The organism is Plantactinospora sp. KLBMP9567 (assembly GCF_033446045.1).
Lineage (GTDB): Bacteria > Actinomycetota > Actinomycetes > Mycobacteriales > Micromonosporaceae > Plantactinospora.
On record NZ_JAWQRR010000033.1, the window covers coordinates 152074 to 168620 of the forward strand.

Here is a 16547-nt window from a genome sequence, read left to right on the forward strand (position 1 = left end):
CCGCCGACCCTACGACTGGCCCGCTCGGGGCACGTCCCTGACGACCTGCTCGGTCTCCGTCCGGGTGAGTTCGTAACGGTCCACGGAGAGACGGCCCGTCTCCGCCCGTCGCTCGACCTTGCCGATCAGCAGGTCGACATCGACCCCGAGCTGCTCCGCCACCGGGTCGAACGACTCGCGGAAGCTCCGGCCCAGCCGGTCGTTACCGAGTTGGCCGGCATGAGATTCGATCTCGGCCTCGCTGCTGGTCCAGCCGGCCCGGAACGCGGCGGCCACCTGGCCGAGCGCCTCCATCACCGCCCGGGTCGACCCGATGTCCATTCCGATGCCGTCGCCGGTCATCCCCGCCACAGCCGCTGACTCCTCTCCGGCTCACCGTCGAGCAGCCGCAGAACCGGGTCGAACAGGGGGTCCACCTCGTCGTCGGTTTCGGCTCCGGTCAGCCGCGCGGCGATCCGGGCCGCGTCCCGGGCCGCCGCGTCGGCCGCGTCCCGGATGGTCCCGGCAATGCTTCCGGCCAGGGCCGTCGCGTCCGGTTCACGAAAGATCCGCGGGTCCAGTTCGAGGTCGACCAGCTCACCTCGGCCGCCGACCGTGACGGTGACCAGTCCGTCCGGCGAGTAGGCGGTGACACGGATCTGGTCGATTCCCTCGCGCATCGCCAGCAGGTCCTCGGTCAGCCGCGAGTATTCGGCGAGCCGCGCGGACAGCTCGGCAACAGAGATGTCCAACCTGGCCTCCCACTGTGCTCCACACCCGATCGTCAGCATGTCGTGCCCCTGGCCGCGTCGGGCGGCGCTGACCTGTTCCGGTCACGGGGGGCCAGGACCCGGTGCGTGACCGGAACATGCGTCACCATGAAGAGACCCACCGCCGTTCTGCTGGCCATCGCGGTGGCGGCGGCCGTACCGCCGGTCTCGGTCGGGCCCGCGTCGGCCGCGCCACCGGCCGGGGCCTGCCGTGACCCGGAGCCCGCGCGGCCGGTCATCGCCGACCTGCCGTGGGCGCAGCAACTACTCGACCTGCCGAGCGCCTGGCGGCACAGCACGGGCGCCGGCGTCGTCGTCGCGGTGGTGGACTCGGGGGTGGACGCGGACCATCCGCAACTGCGCGGTCGGGTGCTGGCCGGTGCGGACTTCTTCCTCTCGGGTGACCTGCCGGGCAACTTCGACTGCGTCTCGCACGGCACCGCGGTCGGCTCCATCATCGCCGCCGGACCGGCGGGTGGGGTCGGCTTCCGCGGGGTCGCGCCGGGGGCGCGGATTCTGCCGGTCCGCATCACCGACCGCGAACTCAACGACCAGGGTGAGCCGAGCCCGATCGATCCCGGCGCGGTCGCCCAGGGCATCCGGTACGCCGCCGACCGGGGCGCCAAGGTGATCAACCTGTCGCTCTCCGGCTACGGCGACTTCCCGGCGGTACGCAACGCCGTCCGTTACGCCCAGTCCAAGGACGCCCTGCTGGTCGCGGCGGCCGGCAACCGGCAGGACCGCGGGCCGGCCGCGTCGTTTCCGGCGGCCTATCCGGGGGTGCTCGGGGTCGGCGCGATCGACATCGCCGGTGCCCGCTCGTCGGGCTCGCAGGTCGGCGACTACGTGGACCTGGTGGCGCCGGGAACCCGGGTGGCCGGCGCGGCCAGGGTCCGTGGACACGCGTACCACGACGGCACCAGCTTCGCCGCACCGTTCGTGGCCGGCGCCGCCGCCCTGGTGCGTTCGGCCTGGCCCGAGCTGACCGCGGCACAGGTGGCCCAGCGGCTCATGGCGACCGCCGCACCGGCCCGGGGCGGCCGGGCCAGCCGGGAGTACGGCGCCGGCGTCGTCGACCCGTACCGGGCGGTGACGGAAGGGCTCTCCGGGCGCGAACCGCTCGCGATGCCCGAGGTGGTACTCCCGGCGCCTGATCCGGACGCGGTCCGCGTCGCCGGCTGGTGGGACCGGGCGAGCGTCAGCGCGAAGCTCGGCGCGGGTGCGGGCGCGATGGCCCTCACCCTGACCGCCGTGCTGGCCTGGGCGCTGCCGCGGGGCCGGCGCCGCCGTTGGCTGCCGGGGCGGGCGGAACTGCTGCCGGCCGCTCTGCCCCGGGACGAACCACCGGAGCAGATCTTCCTGTTTCCGCTGCCCCCGGTCGAAGGGACGCCCCGGAGTTGACCGGTCGAAGGGACGCCCCGGAGTTGACCGGTCGAAGGGACGCCCCGGAGTTGACTGTTGCCGTACCCGCTCCGGATGGTGCCCCGGAGGGCGCATCTCCGGGACGGCCGTCAGCGCGGCGGCCCCGGGGCTGATTTCCCCGGGACCGCCGCGCCGGCTCCGCACCGATCAGGTGTCCGGGATCAGCCTGCTGACCTCCGCCAGAGTGCCCTGGTAGAGCTGGTTCGCCCGGTCGACGGCGATGCCCAGCATGCCGAGAAACTCGTTGTTCACCCGGTCGAAGTTCAGCGCCGCCGTGGTGACCTCGTTGAACTTGGCACCGGCCAGGTCCGGCCAGTCCTGCGTGAGCTGGCCTATCACGGACGACCAGCTGTCGTGTTCGTCGTCGAAGCCGGCGCCGGTCGTGGCGATGCCCTGCCGGAGTCCGTCAAGGGCCCCGAAGTCGGCTCTGATCCAGTCTGTCATGTGCCGAATCCTCTCTGCCGGTGTCCGGACTATCGACCGACCGGGCCGCCGAGGGCGCCGGCGAACGGGGCGGACCCGCCGCCGTGCTGCGTCCCCCTCATCAGCCCCGCCGCTTCCGTGTTGGCGCCCTGGTACTCACCGCTGCTCTTCTGCAGGGCGACCGTCTGCTCCCGGAGTTTGCGGACGCAGTCCTCGCCGGCCAGGCGCCACTCCTGGTGCTTGTCCCTGAATGCCTGGTCCGCGCCTCCCCGCCACGTCTCCATCACCTCCGCCACGATCGCCTCCAACTTGGAGATGTACGACGCCATGGAATCGGCGACGGCGTTGGTGGCCTGCGACGCGGAATCTATCCCTGGTGTTCTACCGGCAAGCATGCTCATCGGCTGCTCCTTCTTGCTGATGCCGGGTGCTGGTGAGCCGGAAGGCCCGGGCCGCGAATGCGGCACCCGGTGTCGACGCTAGGGGGACCCGGTCGACCGGCGGCCCCGTCGGCACCTTCCTGCCATCCCGGCCCACGCGTCCTCGGCAGCGGCGACGATCGCGGCAGGCGGAAGACGTAGGGAGGTCACGGTCATGGCGACGGTGGTGGTGCGCAGGCCGTCCCGCCGGCCGGCTCCGGAGATGCCCTCCGGAGAGCTGTTGCTGGAAGCGCCCCCGGAGATCCCACCGCCACCGGCCCGGCAGTGGACGCAACTGCTGATGGTCCTGCCCATGATCGCGATGATGGGCGCGATGGTGCTCATGTTCAGCGGTGGCATGTTCGGCGGCGGCAGCGGCTCCGGCGGGTACGCCACCCTGCGCTATGTGGTGTTCGGGCTCTTCGGCGTGGCGATGCTGGCCATGGTGGCGGTCGCCTTCCTCAACAGCGGCGGGCCGAGCAAGCGCGAGATGGGCAATGCCCGCCGGCTCTACCTGCGGGGCCTGGCCCAGCACCGGATACGCGTCGGTCGCGCCGCCGACCGGCAGCGGGCCGCGCTCTGGTACCTGCACCCGGACCCCGCGACGCTGTGGTCGCTGGTGCCGAGCTACCGGCTCTGGGAACGGCGGCGGGACGCCCCGGACTTCGGCGTGACCCGGATCGGCGTCGGCCGGCAGAGCCTGGCCACCCGGCTGATCCCGCCGGACACCAAGCCGATGGAGCAACTGGAGCCGCTCTCCGCGCTCGCCCTGCGCCGGTTCATCACCACCCACTCGGCCATCCCGGACCTGCCGCTGGCGATGGCGGTCAACGGGTTCAGCCGGATCCACGTGCGCGGCGACCACGAGCGGGTCATCGGCCTGGTCCGGGCGATGCTGGGCCAGCTTGCCACCCTGCACCCCCCCGACGACCTGCGGATCGCGGTCTGCACCGGGCCGGAGTGCCGGCCCGAGTGGGAATGGCTCAAGTGGCTGCCGCACGGGCTGCACCCGGACCGCGTCGACGCGCTCGGCCCCGTCCGGCTGGTCGCCCCGACGATCACCGCCCTCGAGGCGATGCTGGACGACCTGCTGGGCAACCGCCCGCGCTTCGACCCCGACGACGGGGGCGCCCGGGTGGCCGGCCCCCACCTCGTGGTGGTGCTCGACGGCGGCGCGACCGCGGGCTCCGACCACCTGATGACCGGCGGCGGCGTCGAAGGCGTCTCGGTGGTCGACCTGACCACCGCACCGCCCCGGGCCATGGAACGGTCCACCGTGGTGCTGGAGATCGCCGACGACGGCTCGCTGTCCAGCATGACCACCGACGGGGAGACCGAGCTGGGCCGGGCCGACGCGCTGTCGATGGCCGGCGCCGAGGCGCTGGCCCGCCAGCTCGCACCGCTGCGGCTCACCGGTGGCGGCCGTGGAGAGCAGCCGCTGAACATCGAACTCGGCCTCGAGGACCTGCTCGACCTCGGTGACCCGTACGCGTTCGATCCCGTGGACACCTGGGTGCAGCGGCCCAGCCGGGACCGGCTGCGGGTGCGGTTGGGCATCCGGCCGGAGGGCACCCCCATCGAACTGGACCTCAAGGAGTCGGCGCAGGAGGGCATGGGCCCGCACGGGCTGTTGATCGGCGCCACCGGGTCGGGCAAGAGCGAGCTGCTGCGTACCCTGGTGCTCGCGTTGGCGGTGACCCACCCGCCGAACATGCTCAACTTCGCGCTGATCGATTTCAAGGGCGGCGCCACCTTCGCCCGGATGGACCGGCTGCCGCACACCAGCGCGGTGATCACCAACCTCGCCGACGAGCTGCCGCTGGTCGACCGGATGGCCGACGCGATCAACGGTGAGCTGATCCGGCGCCAGGAACTGCTCCGGGCGGCGGGGAACTTCTCCTCGATGCGCGACTACGAGAAGGCCCGGGCGGCCGGTGCGCCGCTGTCCGAGGTGCCGACGCTGCTCGTGGTCTGTGACGAGTTCAGCGAGCTGTTGTCGGCCCGCCCGGATTTCATCGACATCTTCGTGCAGATCGGCCGGGTGGGCCGTTCGCTCGGCGTACACCTGCTGCTGGCCAGCCAGCGGCTGGAGGAGGGGCGGCTGCGGGGCCTGGACGCCCATCTCTCCTACCGGATCGGTCTGCGTACCTTCTCCGACATGGACAGCCGGGTGGTGCTCGGCGTACCCGACGCGTTCTCGTTACCCCGGGCGCCGGGCCACGGATTCCTGAAGTTCGGCACCGAACCGATGACGCGGTTCCGGGCGGCGTACGTCTCCGGGGTGCACAGTCCGACCGTCGCCGCTGCCACCGGTCCGGGCGAGCCGGAACGGCTCGGGCTGATGGAGTACTCGACCAGCTACCTCGCTCCGCAGGTCGAGGCGGAGCCCGAGCCCACCGGGCCGCAGGAGGATCCGGACGAGGCCGTCGGGGAGAGCCTGCTGGACATCCTGGTGGAGCGGATCGCCGGCCGGGGTACGCCGGCGCACCAGGTGTGGCTGCCGCCGCTGGCGGAGTCCCCGACCCTGGACGAGCTGCTCGGCGGGGTGGTCGCCGAGCCGGCACGCGGGCTGGTGGCGGCCCGGCCCGACCGACGCGGCTCGTTGCGGGCGGTGGTGGGGGTCGTCGACCGGCCGTTGGAGCAGCGACGCGACCCGCTGGTGCTGGAACTGGCCGGCGCAGCCGGACACGCCGTGGTGGTCGGTGCGCCGCGGTCCGGGAAGAGCACCGCGCTACGCACCATCGTCGCCAGCCTCGCGCTCACCCACCCGCCGGGCGAGGTGCAGTTCTACTGCCTGGACTTCGGCGGCGGCGCGCTCGGCTCGCTCCAGGGCCTGCCGCACGTCGGCGGAGTGGCCGGTCGGCAGCATCCGGCGGCGGTCCGGCGTACGGTCGCCGAGGTGGCGACGGTGCTCACCGAGCGGGAACGCCGGTTCGCCGACCGGGAGATCGACGGCATGACCGCCTACCGGGCGCTGCTCGCGGGCGGCGGCGTCGCCGACGACCCGCACGGCGACGTCTTCCTGGTGGTGGACGGCTGGCTGACCTTTCGGAAGGAGTTCGAGGACCTCGAGGAGGTGGTCGCCGGGATCGCGACCCGCGGACTGGCCTACGGGGTACACCTGCTCGTCGCATGCTCGCGCTGGTTCGATCTGCGGACCGCGGTGCGGGACCTCTTCGGAACCCGGGTGGAGCTGCGGCTCGGCGACCCCATCGACTCCATGATCGACCGGAAGACCGCCATGCGGGTGCCGGCGGACGCGCCCGGCCGCGGGATCAGCGTCGGCAAGCACGAGATGCTGATGGCGCTGCCGCGCGTCGACGGCCGGCGGACCCCCGACGACCTGACCGCCGGGATGGCCGGAATGGTCGACGCCGTGCGCGGCGCCTGGACGGGCGATCCGGCGCCCGCGGTGCGGATGCTGCCCGACCGGGTGCCCTACCTCGCCCTGCCGCCCGCGGACGACCCGCAGAACCTCCAACTCGCGATCGGCATCGCCGAACAGGATCTCGCGCCGGTACGGCTGAACTTCGACTCGGAACCGCACGTGTTGCTCTTCGGCGACGTCGAGTCCGGCAAGACCGGGTTCCTGCGCATGCTCGCCCGCCGGATCGTGCACACGTACGGGCCGGACCGGGTGCGGCTCATCCTGATCGACCACCGGCGGGGGCTGCTCGGCGAGGTGGACGACGAGTACCTGCTCGGCTACGGCACCGACCTGGTCACCACGACACACCTGGTCGCGGAGGCGGCCCGGGGCATGGCCGACCGGCTGCCCGGACCCGACGTCACCCCGGAGCAGTTGCGCAGGCGGGCCTGGTGGCAGGGGCCGGAGCTGTTCGTCCTCGTCGACGACTACGACCTGGTGACCACGCCGACGAACAACCCGTTGCTGCCCCTCCTGCCGTACCTGCCGCAGAGCCGGGACATCGGTCTGCACCTGGTGCTGACCCGGCGTACCGGCGGGGCCGGCCGGGCGATGCACGACCCGTTCGTCGCCCGGGTCCGGGACGTCGGCTCGGCCGGCCTGCTGCTGTCCGGGTCGAAGGACGAGGGACCACTGCTCGGCGGGCTCAAGGCCGAGCCGCTGCCCCCGGGCCGCGGGCGGCTCCTCACCCGTCGCGGCGCGCCGCAGATCGTCCAGCTCGGTTGGCTGCCACCCGCCGATCCGGCCTGACCGCTTGCGGTCGTCGGGCACCCGGCCCGGCGGCCAGGCTGCTGAACTGCACCAACGGCACCGACCCAGTTGGACCGGGAGGACAGATGACACATCCATCAGGCGGGCTGCTCAGCGGGCAACCCGACGCGATGCTGCGCTACACGCTCGCCAGAGCCACTCCGCCGGAGCAGCAGCTCTCCGGTTGCGGTGGGCTGCCGGAATGCCAGAACTTCGTCACCGCGAACGCCAGAGCCCTGGAGACCCTGACGAACTTCATGACCATGGTCAACAGCCGTTTCGACCAGTTCGAGTATGCCGCCAGTCAGGGCGGACATCAGTACCTCGCCGCGAACGACGAGAACCGGATCTCCATCGAGAGCCTACGGCCCGCCACCCCGCCCGCACCGAGCCCGGAGGGGGAATGACATGGACTACACCGCACAGTTCGAGCAGATGGTGCAGACCATGAAGGCAGAGAACGATCACAAGGAGGCCATCTGGGCGCAGATCGGCGTGTGGACCCGAGCCTGGGGCGAGCTGGTCGAGGCGTCGAGGTCGATAACGGAGGAGACCGCCGCGCTGAACGAGGCGTGGGACGATTCGAACGGCGGCAAGATGCGCAACGCCGCCGAGAAGGATGCGTTGGCGATCGGGGGCTGGCGCGACCAGATCGGCGGGCAGGCGCCATGGCACAAGATCCAGGATGCGGGCGAGGAGATCGGTCCCACCTACGCCTTCGTGGTGCAGCAGTACGAGTTGGCCAAGCCGCTGATCGAACAGCTCAAAGTGGCCGACAACCCGCCGATGGGCCTCTCCGATCCTGGCTGGGCCGCGGGTGCCGCGCAGCTCGCAGCCCGGATCGAGGGGTACCTCCAGGCTGCCGCCGCCAGGATGACCGCGCTCGGCAAGCTCTTCGACGACGCGACCAACGCGGTGGCGGCGGCCGTGAACGGTGACATCTGGCTCCCGGACGCGCTGGACCCGCTGTCCGCCGACGCCCCGCTCCGGACCGCCGGACCCGGTGGCGACACGGTCGGCACCACCCCCGGAGGCAACACTCTGGACACCGCCCCCGGCACCGTCCCGCCGGGCAGCGTCCCCGAGACCATGCCGGACGTACCCACCCAGTCGGACGATGCCGCGACGAGCGACAGCACGGCACCCACCGGCAGCGGGCCGGCGCCGTCGCTCTCCGGCCAGCCGTCCACCCCCACACTGCCGTCGACCGGCGTCCCGTCCCCCGGCGGAACCGGCCCCGGCGGAGCCCCGCCGACGGTCCCGCCGATCGGCGGTGGCCCCGGCATCGGCCCGGGTCTCCCGCCGATGAGCCCGCCGACCGGCGGTGCCGGCGGAGGCGGGCGGGTGCCTGCCGCGAGTCTCGGCGGCGGCGCCCGCGTCCCGGGGCTGAACCTCGGTGGTCCCGGTGGTGGTGCCGGGGTGGCGGGCCTCGGTGGTGGGGGCGTCTCCGGTGGTGTCGGCGTGGGCTCTGCCTCGATCCCGCAGGCGGCCGCCCCGGTTGGTGTGCCGGCGCAGGTCGCGCCGAGCGGCCCGCCGCCCGCGCTGCCGCCCGTCACGACCGCAGGGGCTTCGGCCACCGGCGCCGGCATCCCGCCGATGATGCCGCCCATGATGCCGCCGGCGGCCGGAGCCGGGGCGGGACTGGGCGGTGGCACCGGGCCGGGGTCGGGCGCGGCCAGGTCCTCGTCGACCGGCCGGGGCCGTGGACCCCAGAACCCCACCCCCGGCATGCCCGCGATGCTGAGCGGCAAGGCGGGCAAGGGCAACCCGCACACGGTCCCACCCCGGTCGCGACGGATCCGCGAGGCGGACGCGCCGGCCACCGTGGAATTGATCGACGAGGACCTGTGGCAGGTCGGTGAGCAGCGCACCGACGGCTCCCGCCCGGCGGCGCGGATCCACCGCCACTGACCCCGTCACGTCCCACGTCGCGGCCCCGGGGGATCTTTTCTCCCCGGGGCGCGTCCGGCTTGCTCCGATGGAAAGGGGCCGGGTTTCGGGTCTGGCCGGTGCGGTGGGGTGGAGCTGACCGGGGTTCAGGTCTGGCCGGTCCGGTGGAGCTGACCGGGGGTCAGATCCGGCTGGGGCGCAGCGCACCGTCATGGCTCAGGGTGGTGCCCATCGGTAGCCGGCTGACCACCCCGGCGGGCATGCCGACCGGGCGTACGCCGGGGTAGCCGAGCACATCGAGGACCTTCGGCTCGGCCATCGGGTAGGCGATGCCCAGGTCCGTTACCAGCAGCAGGGTGCCGGCCGGAGCATCCGGGCCGGGCATCGACTCCACCACCGCGGCCCCGCCGCCCGGCACCAGCACCCGGTCGGCGAGCCGGGTGCCCAGGTCGGTGCTGCCGGGGGTCTGCCGCAGCGGGTCGGCGTCCGGCATCCCCGGATCCAGCAGCACGATCGGTACCGGCCCGCGCGGGGCGAACACCAGGCAGATGGTGGTCGTCGTGGCACCGGTCGCGAACTCCGGCCGCTGGACTGGCGGGCTGCCGGCCGCCACGGGTACGGCGGCCGCCTGCTTGGACCCGGCCGCCTCCGGCAGGCTGAGCGGGACGCCGGTCGGCTCGCCCCCGGGGTAGGCGGCGGCGGTCCCACGGGAGGCGAGCTGGATGTCGTACTGCAACTCGCTGATCGGCCGCAACTGATCGACCTCGGCGAGATAGTGCTGTACGCCCCCGGAACTCGTCGCCACCAGCACCTGGCCGGCCCGGATGTCCTTCCGGCCGGGCACCGCCCGGGACGGCTTGCCGACCTCCCGTACCGCGATCGGCGCGATCGGCCGGCCGGCCGGCAGCACGTCGACCACCGCCGGGTTGACCGGGATCGCCGGCCCGGCGCGCAGCGCCACCTCCACGGCCACCGCGTCCGCCCTGCCGATCTCGTGCCGGTACCCGTGCCACACCAGGTGACGCTCGCCCGTCCCGGCCACCGCGACCAGCAGCGCGCGATCCGCCAGTGGGTGGCCCGCCGCCGGCCGGTGCCCGACCATCAGCACCGACTCGGAGACGGCCGCCCCGGTCCGGTCCCGGCCGGGCTGGGAGCAGAACGTCCAATCCCCGGCGAGCAACCGTTTCGGCGCGGGCAGGGCGTCGGGCGCGTCCGGGATACCGATGCGGGGGCCGCGCCCCACCCCGACCATCGAGTTGCGCGACACGACCCGGGTCGGTGCGTGCCGGTCCAGCGCCAGCAGCGCCGAGGTGTAGTTGGCGACCGGATGCAGCCGGCCGTCCAGGTAGACGTAGCGGGTCCCGGTCTCCTTCTCGACGACCACCGCGTCGCCGCCGCGCCAGCTCTTGTTGCCGCCGGGCACGATGATCCCGTAGATGCCGACCACGGCCAGCGCGATCACCGCGAGGGCGATGCCGCCGTATGCGGCGTTGACCGGCCGGCGGAACGGTGGCTGCTCCGGGTCGCTCTCCCTGGTCACCAGCCCCGAGATCACCCGCTGCACCAGGAACTGGTGTGCGTGCAACTGGTCGCGCTTGGACGCCATGTCAGCCGCCCAACCCGCGTACGTAGCCGTACCAGCCGAGCACCGCACAGGCCACCGGTACGACCGCCAGTACCACCAGCACCTCCAGCAGTTCCGCGTACCGGCCCAGGTACGGGCTGGGGCGGCGGGTCGCGTGCCATACGGCGGCCAGCGCGACGAGCAGGCCGACCAGCAGCAGCACCGGTCCGGTCACGGTGAGCAGGTTCGACCGGTCCGCCATCAGCGGCCCGGTGACCAGGCACACTGCCCCGGCGAGCCCGGCGACCAGCATGGGCACCCGCTGCCGTCCGATCGGATAGAGCCGGGCGCGGAGGAGGAACCCGACCGTCAGGACGGCCACCAGCACCACCGTGGCGGTGCCGGCGTCGCGTACCAGCAGCACCTGGCAGACGGCGACGACCAGTGCGAGGCCGCCCACCATGCCGGAGAGCAGGCTGTCCGCCCGCACCACGGCGGCGTACACCGCGGCCCGGGGTGGCTGTGGGTCGTCGCGCATCAGATCGGCGGCGACGCGCGGCAGGACCGGCATCGGTACCCGGCTCAGCCGGATCGACAGCGGGGCGAGTGCCGGAGAGAACGCCAGGCCGAGACTTGCCACGATCGCGGCGGTCTCGTGCCCCTCCAGCGACTCCAGGGTGGTGAGCCAGCCGCCGACGACCCCGAGCAGGCCGACCGTGGCGCTGCCGACGAACAGCGCGGCCCGGTCCACCACGCCGAGCAGGCCGACCATCGAGGCGAGGAGCAGCGCGGCTCCGGCGGCCAGCAGGTGGGGTGCGCCGAGCGTGGTCAGCGCGCGGTCACCGGCGAGGGTCAGGCCACCGCCGGCGGCCGCCAGCGGCAACGCGACCAGTGCGCTGACCACGCCGACCCCGGCGTCGCCGCCCGCCCGGGCCGCCACGACACCGGCGGAGAGCAGCAGGCCGGCCGCACCGAGTGCCCACCACGCCGGACCGGACCACGGCGGTCCCGCCCGGACCACCGCGACCAGGCAGAGCAGGGCGGCCAGCGCGCCCACGGCGAGGCCTGCCGCCCTGGTGTGCGGCGGGCCCCAGGTGCCGCCGATCCGGGCGGAGCCGGTGGCGATCGCGTCGACCAGGTCGTCGTACTCCAGTTCGGGCCAGTCGGTACGGGCATGCGTCAGGTACAACACCTCGCCGTCCCGTACCCGATGCCCGGTCAGCGTGCGGGCCGGGTCCAGCGCCGTGCCGTCGACCCGGCGCAACACCCACCCGCCGGAACCGACCCCGGCGTCGGCCAGGCTCTCGCCCGCGTGTGCCAACAGGGCGGGCAGCAGTTCGGCGAGCGGCGACCGCTCGGGCAGGGCCAGGTCGATCCGTCGGGAGGGCGCCGCGACGGTCACCCGGACCAGGCCAGTGGTGTTCATGGCAGCTCCGAGACATTCGCCCCCGGCGGCAGCAACCTGCCGGAGGGCCCACCCGGGGCGGGGGACGCACCTACCCTGACTCGACCCGATCCGCCGGGGAAGCGGGTCGGCAGCTAGCGGCCACGCGGCTGGGCAGGGTGGGTGCGGGCGCCGGCACCGCCTCGTCCGGCCCCTCGGCGAGCTTGACGCTCGCTTCGCACCGCACCTGCGGGTCCGACGGGTCAGCGGCCGGCCGGGGGAGACCCGCACGCCGGTGACAGCACTGGGCGCCGCGAAGCGCGGGTGACTTCGCCCATCCCCGCACGCTTCCCTCGGACGTGCGCCACGAGGTCAAGCGCCGCACCGAGGCAGGCGACCGATCAATGGCCTCGTGGGTCCGCTGCCGTGTCGCGCACGAGTTCAACCGGACGGCGTGACCGGATCGACGACAGGACGGGTGCCCGATATCACCGGCCATCGCCGCTCGTCGGCCAATAGACCAGCCGACGGTCATACTCCACGAACCATTCGTACAGATGGTCGTCGTTGTGGTAGGCCCGTACGAAGCGGCTGTCCTTGAGTTCGGTGCAGACCAGGACCGCGCCGTACCCACGCCACACCGGCGGTGGCAGGGCGCCGCTGGGCCCGACGACGATCAGCCGCAACCCGCGCAGCGTCCGAAGTACCTCGTCCATCGTGGCGTTGCAGAGCGACGAGGGTGTGATCTGGACGACCTCGCACTCGTCGGCCAGGCGGCGGAGATCGTTGCCCACCATCTGGATGCGCGGCTCACCGAACCTGGCGTTGAACCGGGCGAGAGTCTCTCGGACGCGCTCGGCGCGTGGGGCTTCGTGCAGGTCGGCTACCAGGACGCGGCGTACACCGTCGATTTCGGCCAGGTGCTCCATCAGCCCGCCGAAGCCGATGATGCCGACTGTACCGGCGTCTCCGACAGCTCGGGTCAGTGCCTCCGTCACCGCTGACCCCGGCTGATGAGGGTGTACCTCGTCGAACGGCGCGACTAGGTGATCGAATCCCGCTTCCTCCAGCGCGCCATGCCGGAACCAGGATCGAGACAACGCGCTGAGGAGAGCAATCTTGACGGCTTGCCTGGTCAGGTCCGAACCAGCCGCCGGTGTGCACACCAGGTCACAGTCCAACAGGGACGCGCCGGGCGACGTCCCGAGGTAGTCGGCCAGGTGGACGCCTCGCAGACTCGTGACTGCGGCGGGTGACGCGACGCCGGGGCGGAACCGCTCGTAGTCCATGGCGGCGCCGATGCTGCCGTCGTCGAGTACCACGGCCGCAAAGGACCTTCCCGTCAGAACCTCGTCCACCGAACGCTTGCCATGATCTGCGGCTTTGCGTAGCTCGTGACGGATCGTAGCCTCGATTAGCGACACGGTGTTGCTCCCTGGCATGCTGACAGTAGGTCATCGGCGAACCGGCCCGCCTCCGCCGCACCGAGGCCGGCCACGGTCACCCGTATCGCCGGCACCGCGGCCGCAAACCGCGATCCGGGGGCAACGCGCCAACCGTGCGCAGCCAGCCGCGCCACGGTCTCCGCCTCATCGGGTACCTCGATCCACACGTTCAGCCCTGTGCGCCCGTGCCCGCACAGGCCGCGCTCCGCCAACTGCCCGAGCATGTGCCGGCGTCGCGTGCCGTATTCCGCGCGCACCCGGGCCAGGTCGGCCGGAAGTCCGGGGTCGGCCAGGTGGGCCGCCACAGCGAGCTGCGTCATGCGGCTGATCCACCCGCCGCCCAGCAGCCTGCGCTGATCCAGGCGCCCGATCGACTCGCTGTCACCAGACACCATCGCGAACCGCAGGTCGGGGGCAAGCCACTTGGACACGGACGCGACGTGTAGCCATCGCGGGTGCCCAGCGGGAATGGCGGAGACATAGTCGGCACCCGCGATCCCCCCGGCGTGGTCTTCCTCGATCACCAGCAGCTGCGGATGCTGCTGGATCATGGCACCCAGTGTCTCGGCGCGCCGCGCCGTGAGCGCCGCCCCCGTGGGGTTCTGCGCCCGCGGGCGGTACAGGACGCCTGTGGCATCCGCGAGCGCCTCGGCGAACGCCTCTGGTTGGAATCCATCCTCGTCCACAGGTACCTGCACGGGCACCAGACCGAGCGCGGCGATGAGCGGGAGGTCCCCGTTGTACGTGGGGCTTTCCACGATGATGCGGTCTCCGGAGCGCATCAGAGTCGCCAGAGCACGGTCAACCGCCTCGAGCCCGCCGGGCAGTAGCGTCATGTGATCGCGGGCGACCCCCTGGCCGGCGAGGTATGCCTGTGCCTGAATGAGCAGAGCATCGACGATCCGGGGGGTGCCGTAGAGCAGCAGCTCGGATGGAACCGTGGTGGGCCAGCGATCGTGGCGCCAGAGGAGCAGGTCCGGATCCGGGTTGCCCGACGAGAGGTCGTTCGGCGACGACGCCGGGTGAGACGTCCTGGGTGAGCCCGCGGATACGCTATGCATTCTCGGGCAGAAGCTTGAGCAGCGCTGGAACGAACTCGTCCTGCCGGTCCGGCAGCAGGTCCAGCGCCTGCGTCAGCGGGATGAAGAAGCAGTCGAACACCATCCCGTCATCGGTGCCGGTACTGCCCGCGACCTGGTGAGACCAGCGGTCCCGACTTTCCGTCGTGGTCGCGTAGTAGAAGACGGTGACCCGTGGCTCACCGGTGTGCGGGTGTGGCCGTTGCTGTACGCCGAGACTTCTCCGCACGGTGACCGCGACGGTACTGGTCTCTTCAGCCACCTCGCGAATGACCGCGTCCTCGAGCGGTTCAGCAGCGTCCACGCCTCCGGCAGGGACCTGCGTGCCTGCTTCGGGCTGATCGCGATGGTCGAACACCAGCAGTTCCGGTCCCGTGGGCGTGTCACGCACGACATAGGCGGCAACGCGTACTCGGACCTCAGACATCGGTGGGCGCCTCTCGGTTGGTCGACAAATGTGGGAACTCTGGCAGCAGCGAGTCAACGAGGCCCTGTACAGCGCTCTCCGACAGCTGGTCGTTGTTGCGGAATCGCAGGATGCGCGTCGGCACAAGGTTGGCCTGAATAGCGCGGTCGTAGGCGTCGTACAGCTGGACGAGTGTGTCCGGACGTTCGTAGGGACGCAGCTCCTTGTTGCGTGTGCCGATCCGCGTCCATGCCAGCGCGGGTGGGGTGTCGACGAAGACGATCACGTCGGGGGCCGGCATTCGCAGTGCTTCCATGGCGGCGCTGATGCGTTCCATCGGTACACCGTGCAGGACGTGGTGATAGACGATATCGCTCAGCACGTACCGGTCGGTGAGTACCGGACCGACGGCGAGAGCGGGCTTGATGTTGAACTCGAAGTGGAGATGCTTGTCCCGAAGGTATGCCTCCACGACAGCTTCGGCGTTCCAACTGCTGCGAGCCATCCGGTTGCCCACGATGACACGTGCGGAGGCGGCGTCAAGCCAGCTGTGCTGGCCGAGCTCCGTCACGGTCGGTGCGACTCGCCGTAACGCCTTCGCCAGTTCGATCCGTAGCGTCGACTTTCCGCTGCCGTCGGTTCCCTCCAATGCGATGAACGGAAACCTCCGGTCCCGCCGGCTCGCCGGGATCATGACCAGCGCTCCTGCGCTCGATGCCCGGCTGGGTGTCGTGTCAGGTAGTCGAGCCGGGAGGTGAACAGATGCACCGCCCGCTCGGTTCCCGGCCACCAGCAGCACAGCAGTTCGGCGAACAACGATGCCTCCTTCAGCCCCAGGGCGACGGTTCGAGCGGCGCTCGTCTGCGGCGAACGGACTGTCTCCACCAGTGCGACCAGTGCAGGTATACGCGCGGCGAGATTGTCTCCGCGGTCGTCCGCCCGCTCGAGTAGTTGAGCCACGCAGCCGGCGACGAAGACGTCCTCGACTCGGACCGGGGCGAGAATGCGACGAAGACACTCGTACACGGACGGCTCGACTGCCGCCCAGATCCGCGCGGGGGCGGCGATCACCTCGTACAGCAGGCACTCCAGCACGGAGGCGCCCGGCGCGAACATTCGATCCCGCGCCAGTAGCAGCCTGGCGCCCAGGCTTCCCTGCCCGGGCAGCGCCGCGACGGGTACCAATCCACCCGTCCCCAGTTCCACCAGGGCGCTCAGGTCGCCGTCCACGAGGATTTCTACTGCCGCCCGCATAGATTGCAGGTCCTCCGTGCTGGACGAACTGACCACGAACCGGTGGCTACGGACGCCGACGGACAGTTCGTGGGATCGCAGGCTGGTGGCGAATGCCGGCCAGCCGCCGTCCGGCACACCAGCGGCGGCGGCCATACATACGGTAGCCACATTCGCGGGGGTGTATGCGGCGAGCTGTCCGGCGCCGGTCGGGGTCAGCACGGAGTCGTCGACCAGCCTCGCCAGGACGCGAAGGTGCTCCGCGTACACCAGAGGCTCGAAGATCATCGTATGTTGGCTGATCAACCGGCCGAGAAACATGTGCCGCATCAGGTCGTCAGGATGAGGCGGGGCGG

General features: G+C 71.9%; 15 protein-coding genes. 4 read left to right on the forward strand and 11 right to left on the reverse strand.

Features of this window, described 5'->3' with window-relative positions; translation table 11 throughout:
* Positions 1-9: 9 nt before the first annotated feature.
* Positions 10-351: a hypothetical protein gene (locus R6Y94_RS24855; protein WP_318398255.1), complete on the reverse strand. Its 342-nt coding sequence runs from the start codon at positions 349-351 to the stop codon at positions 10-12.
* Positions 339-731: a YbaB/EbfC family nucleoid-associated protein gene (locus tag R6Y94_RS24860; RefSeq protein WP_318398256.1), complete on the reverse strand. Its 393-nt coding sequence runs from the start codon at positions 729-731 to the stop codon at positions 339-341. The genes R6Y94_RS24855 and R6Y94_RS24860 overlap by 13 nt, the downstream gene beginning before the upstream one ends.
* 126 nt (positions 732-857) lie before the next feature.
* On the opposite strand from R6Y94_RS24860, the gene mycP reads away from it, so the two are divergent.
* Complete coding sequence (gene mycP / locus R6Y94_RS24865; RefSeq protein ID WP_318398257.1) at positions 858-2150, forward strand: type VII secretion-associated serine protease mycosin; 1293 nt, start codon at positions 858-860, stop codon at positions 2148-2150.
* A 168-nt stretch (positions 2151-2318) separates the two neighbouring features.
* Here the strand turns inward: mycP and R6Y94_RS24870 are convergent, their stop codons facing one another.
* Both R6Y94_RS24870 and R6Y94_RS24875 read right to left on the reverse strand, forming a co-directional pair.
* A complete protein-coding gene (locus R6Y94_RS24870; RefSeq protein WP_318398258.1) occupies positions 2319-2615 on the reverse strand; it encodes a hypothetical protein in 297 nt (98 codons plus the stop codon).
* 29 nt (positions 2616-2644) lie between these two features.
* Positions 2645-2995: a WXG100 family type VII secretion target gene (locus R6Y94_RS24875; protein ID WP_318398259.1), complete on the reverse strand. Its 351-nt coding sequence runs from the start codon at positions 2993-2995 to the stop codon at positions 2645-2647.
* Positions 2996-3188: 193 nt separating this feature from the next.
* Between R6Y94_RS24875 and eccCa the strand changes: the two genes are divergently transcribed.
* From eccCa to R6Y94_RS24890, 3 genes are all read left to right on the forward strand, one after another.
* Complete coding sequence (eccCa, locus tag R6Y94_RS24880) at positions 3189-7190, forward strand: type VII secretion protein EccCa (RefSeq protein ID WP_318398260.1); 4002 nt, start codon at positions 3189-3191, stop codon at positions 7188-7190.
* Between the two features lie 86 nt (positions 7191-7276).
* On the forward strand, positions 7277-7597 hold the full coding sequence (locus R6Y94_RS24885) for a hypothetical protein (RefSeq protein WP_318398261.1): 321 nt from the start codon (positions 7277-7279) through the stop codon (positions 7595-7597).
* Between the two features lies 1 nt (position 7598).
* Entirely contained in the window at positions 7599-9101 is a 1503-nt protein-coding gene (locus tag R6Y94_RS24890; RefSeq protein WP_318398262.1) for a hypothetical protein, read from the forward strand.
* 160 nt (positions 9102-9261) lie between these two features.
* Here the strand turns inward: R6Y94_RS24890 and eccB are convergent, their stop codons facing one another.
* The 7 genes from eccB to R6Y94_RS24925 all read right to left on the reverse strand — a co-directional run bounded on the left by eccB (position 9262) and on the right by R6Y94_RS24925 (position 16512).
* The gene (eccB, locus tag R6Y94_RS24895; RefSeq protein WP_318398263.1) at positions 9262-10686 is read right to left on the reverse strand and encodes a type VII secretion protein EccB; all 1425 of its coding nucleotides are present in this window, start codon (positions 10684-10686) and stop codon (positions 9262-9264) included.
* 1 nt (position 10687) lies between these two features.
* On the reverse strand, positions 10688-12070 hold the full coding sequence (gene eccD / locus R6Y94_RS24900; RefSeq protein WP_318398264.1) for a type VII secretion integral membrane protein EccD: 1383 nt from the start codon (positions 12068-12070) through the stop codon (positions 10688-10690).
* 446 nt (positions 12071-12516) lie between these two features.
* A complete protein-coding gene (locus R6Y94_RS24905) occupies positions 12517-13452 on the reverse strand; it encodes a Rossmann-like domain-containing protein (RefSeq protein WP_318398265.1) in 936 nt (311 codons plus the stop codon).
* On the reverse strand, positions 13443-14534 hold the full coding sequence (locus R6Y94_RS24910) for an aminotransferase class I/II-fold pyridoxal phosphate-dependent enzyme (protein WP_318398266.1): 1092 nt from the start codon (positions 14532-14534) through the stop codon (positions 13443-13445). The genes R6Y94_RS24905 and R6Y94_RS24910 overlap by 10 nt, the downstream gene beginning before the upstream one ends.
* The gene (locus tag R6Y94_RS24915; RefSeq protein ID WP_318398267.1) at positions 14527-14979 is read right to left on the reverse strand and encodes an NUDIX domain-containing protein; all 453 of its coding nucleotides are present in this window, start codon (positions 14977-14979) and stop codon (positions 14527-14529) included. The genes R6Y94_RS24910 and R6Y94_RS24915 overlap by 8 nt, the downstream gene beginning before the upstream one ends.
* A complete protein-coding gene (locus R6Y94_RS24920) occupies positions 14972-15652 on the reverse strand; it encodes a dTMP kinase (RefSeq protein ID WP_318398268.1) in 681 nt (226 codons plus the stop codon). The genes R6Y94_RS24915 and R6Y94_RS24920 overlap by 8 nt, the downstream gene beginning before the upstream one ends.
* Positions 15649-16512: a hypothetical protein gene (locus tag R6Y94_RS24925; RefSeq protein WP_318398269.1), complete on the reverse strand. Its 864-nt coding sequence runs from the start codon at positions 16510-16512 to the stop codon at positions 15649-15651. The genes R6Y94_RS24920 and R6Y94_RS24925 overlap by 4 nt, the downstream gene beginning before the upstream one ends.
* Positions 16513-16547: the final 35 nt, after the last annotated feature.

Excerpts from the sequence above, each read along its gene's own strand:
- R6Y94_RS24925 (WP_318398269.1), bottom strand. The coding sequence starts at position 16,512 with ATGTTTCTCGGCCGGTTGATCAGCCAACATACGATGATCTTCGAGCCT.
- eccD (WP_318398264.1), bottom strand. The coding sequence starts at position 12,070 with ATGAACACCACTGGCCTGGTCCGGGTGACCGTCGCGGCGCCCTCCCGA.
- mycP (WP_318398257.1), top strand. The coding sequence starts at position 858 with ATGAAGAGACCCACCGCCGTTCTGCTGGCCATCGCGGTGGCGGCGGCC.
- R6Y94_RS24875 (WP_318398259.1), bottom strand. The coding sequence starts at position 2,995 with ATGAGCATGCTTGCCGGTAGAACACCAGGGATAGATTCCGCGTCGCAG.
- R6Y94_RS24885 (WP_318398261.1), top strand. The coding sequence starts at position 7,277 with ATGACACATCCATCAGGCGGGCTGCTCAGCGGGCAACCCGACGCGATG.
- eccCa (WP_318398260.1), top strand. The coding sequence starts at position 3,189 with ATGGCGACGGTGGTGGTGCGCAGGCCGTCCCGCCGGCCGGCTCCGGAG.
- R6Y94_RS24890 (WP_318398262.1), top strand. The coding sequence starts at position 7,599 with ATGGACTACACCGCACAGTTCGAGCAGATGGTGCAGACCATGAAGGCA.
- R6Y94_RS24910 (WP_318398266.1), bottom strand. The coding sequence starts at position 14,534 with ATGCATAGCGTATCCGCGGGCTCACCCAGGACGTCTCACCCGGCGTCG.
- eccB (WP_318398263.1), bottom strand. The coding sequence starts at position 10,686 with ATGGCGTCCAAGCGCGACCAGTTGCACGCACACCAGTTCCTGGTGCAG.
- R6Y94_RS24870 (WP_318398258.1), bottom strand. The coding sequence starts at position 2,615 with ATGACAGACTGGATCAGAGCCGACTTCGGGGCCCTTGACGGACTCCGG.
- R6Y94_RS24915 (WP_318398267.1), bottom strand. The coding sequence starts at position 14,979 with ATGTCTGAGGTCCGAGTACGCGTTGCCGCCTATGTCGTGCGTGACACG.
- R6Y94_RS24920 (WP_318398268.1), bottom strand. The coding sequence starts at position 15,652 with ATGATCCCGGCGAGCCGGCGGGACCGGAGGTTTCCGTTCATCGCATTG.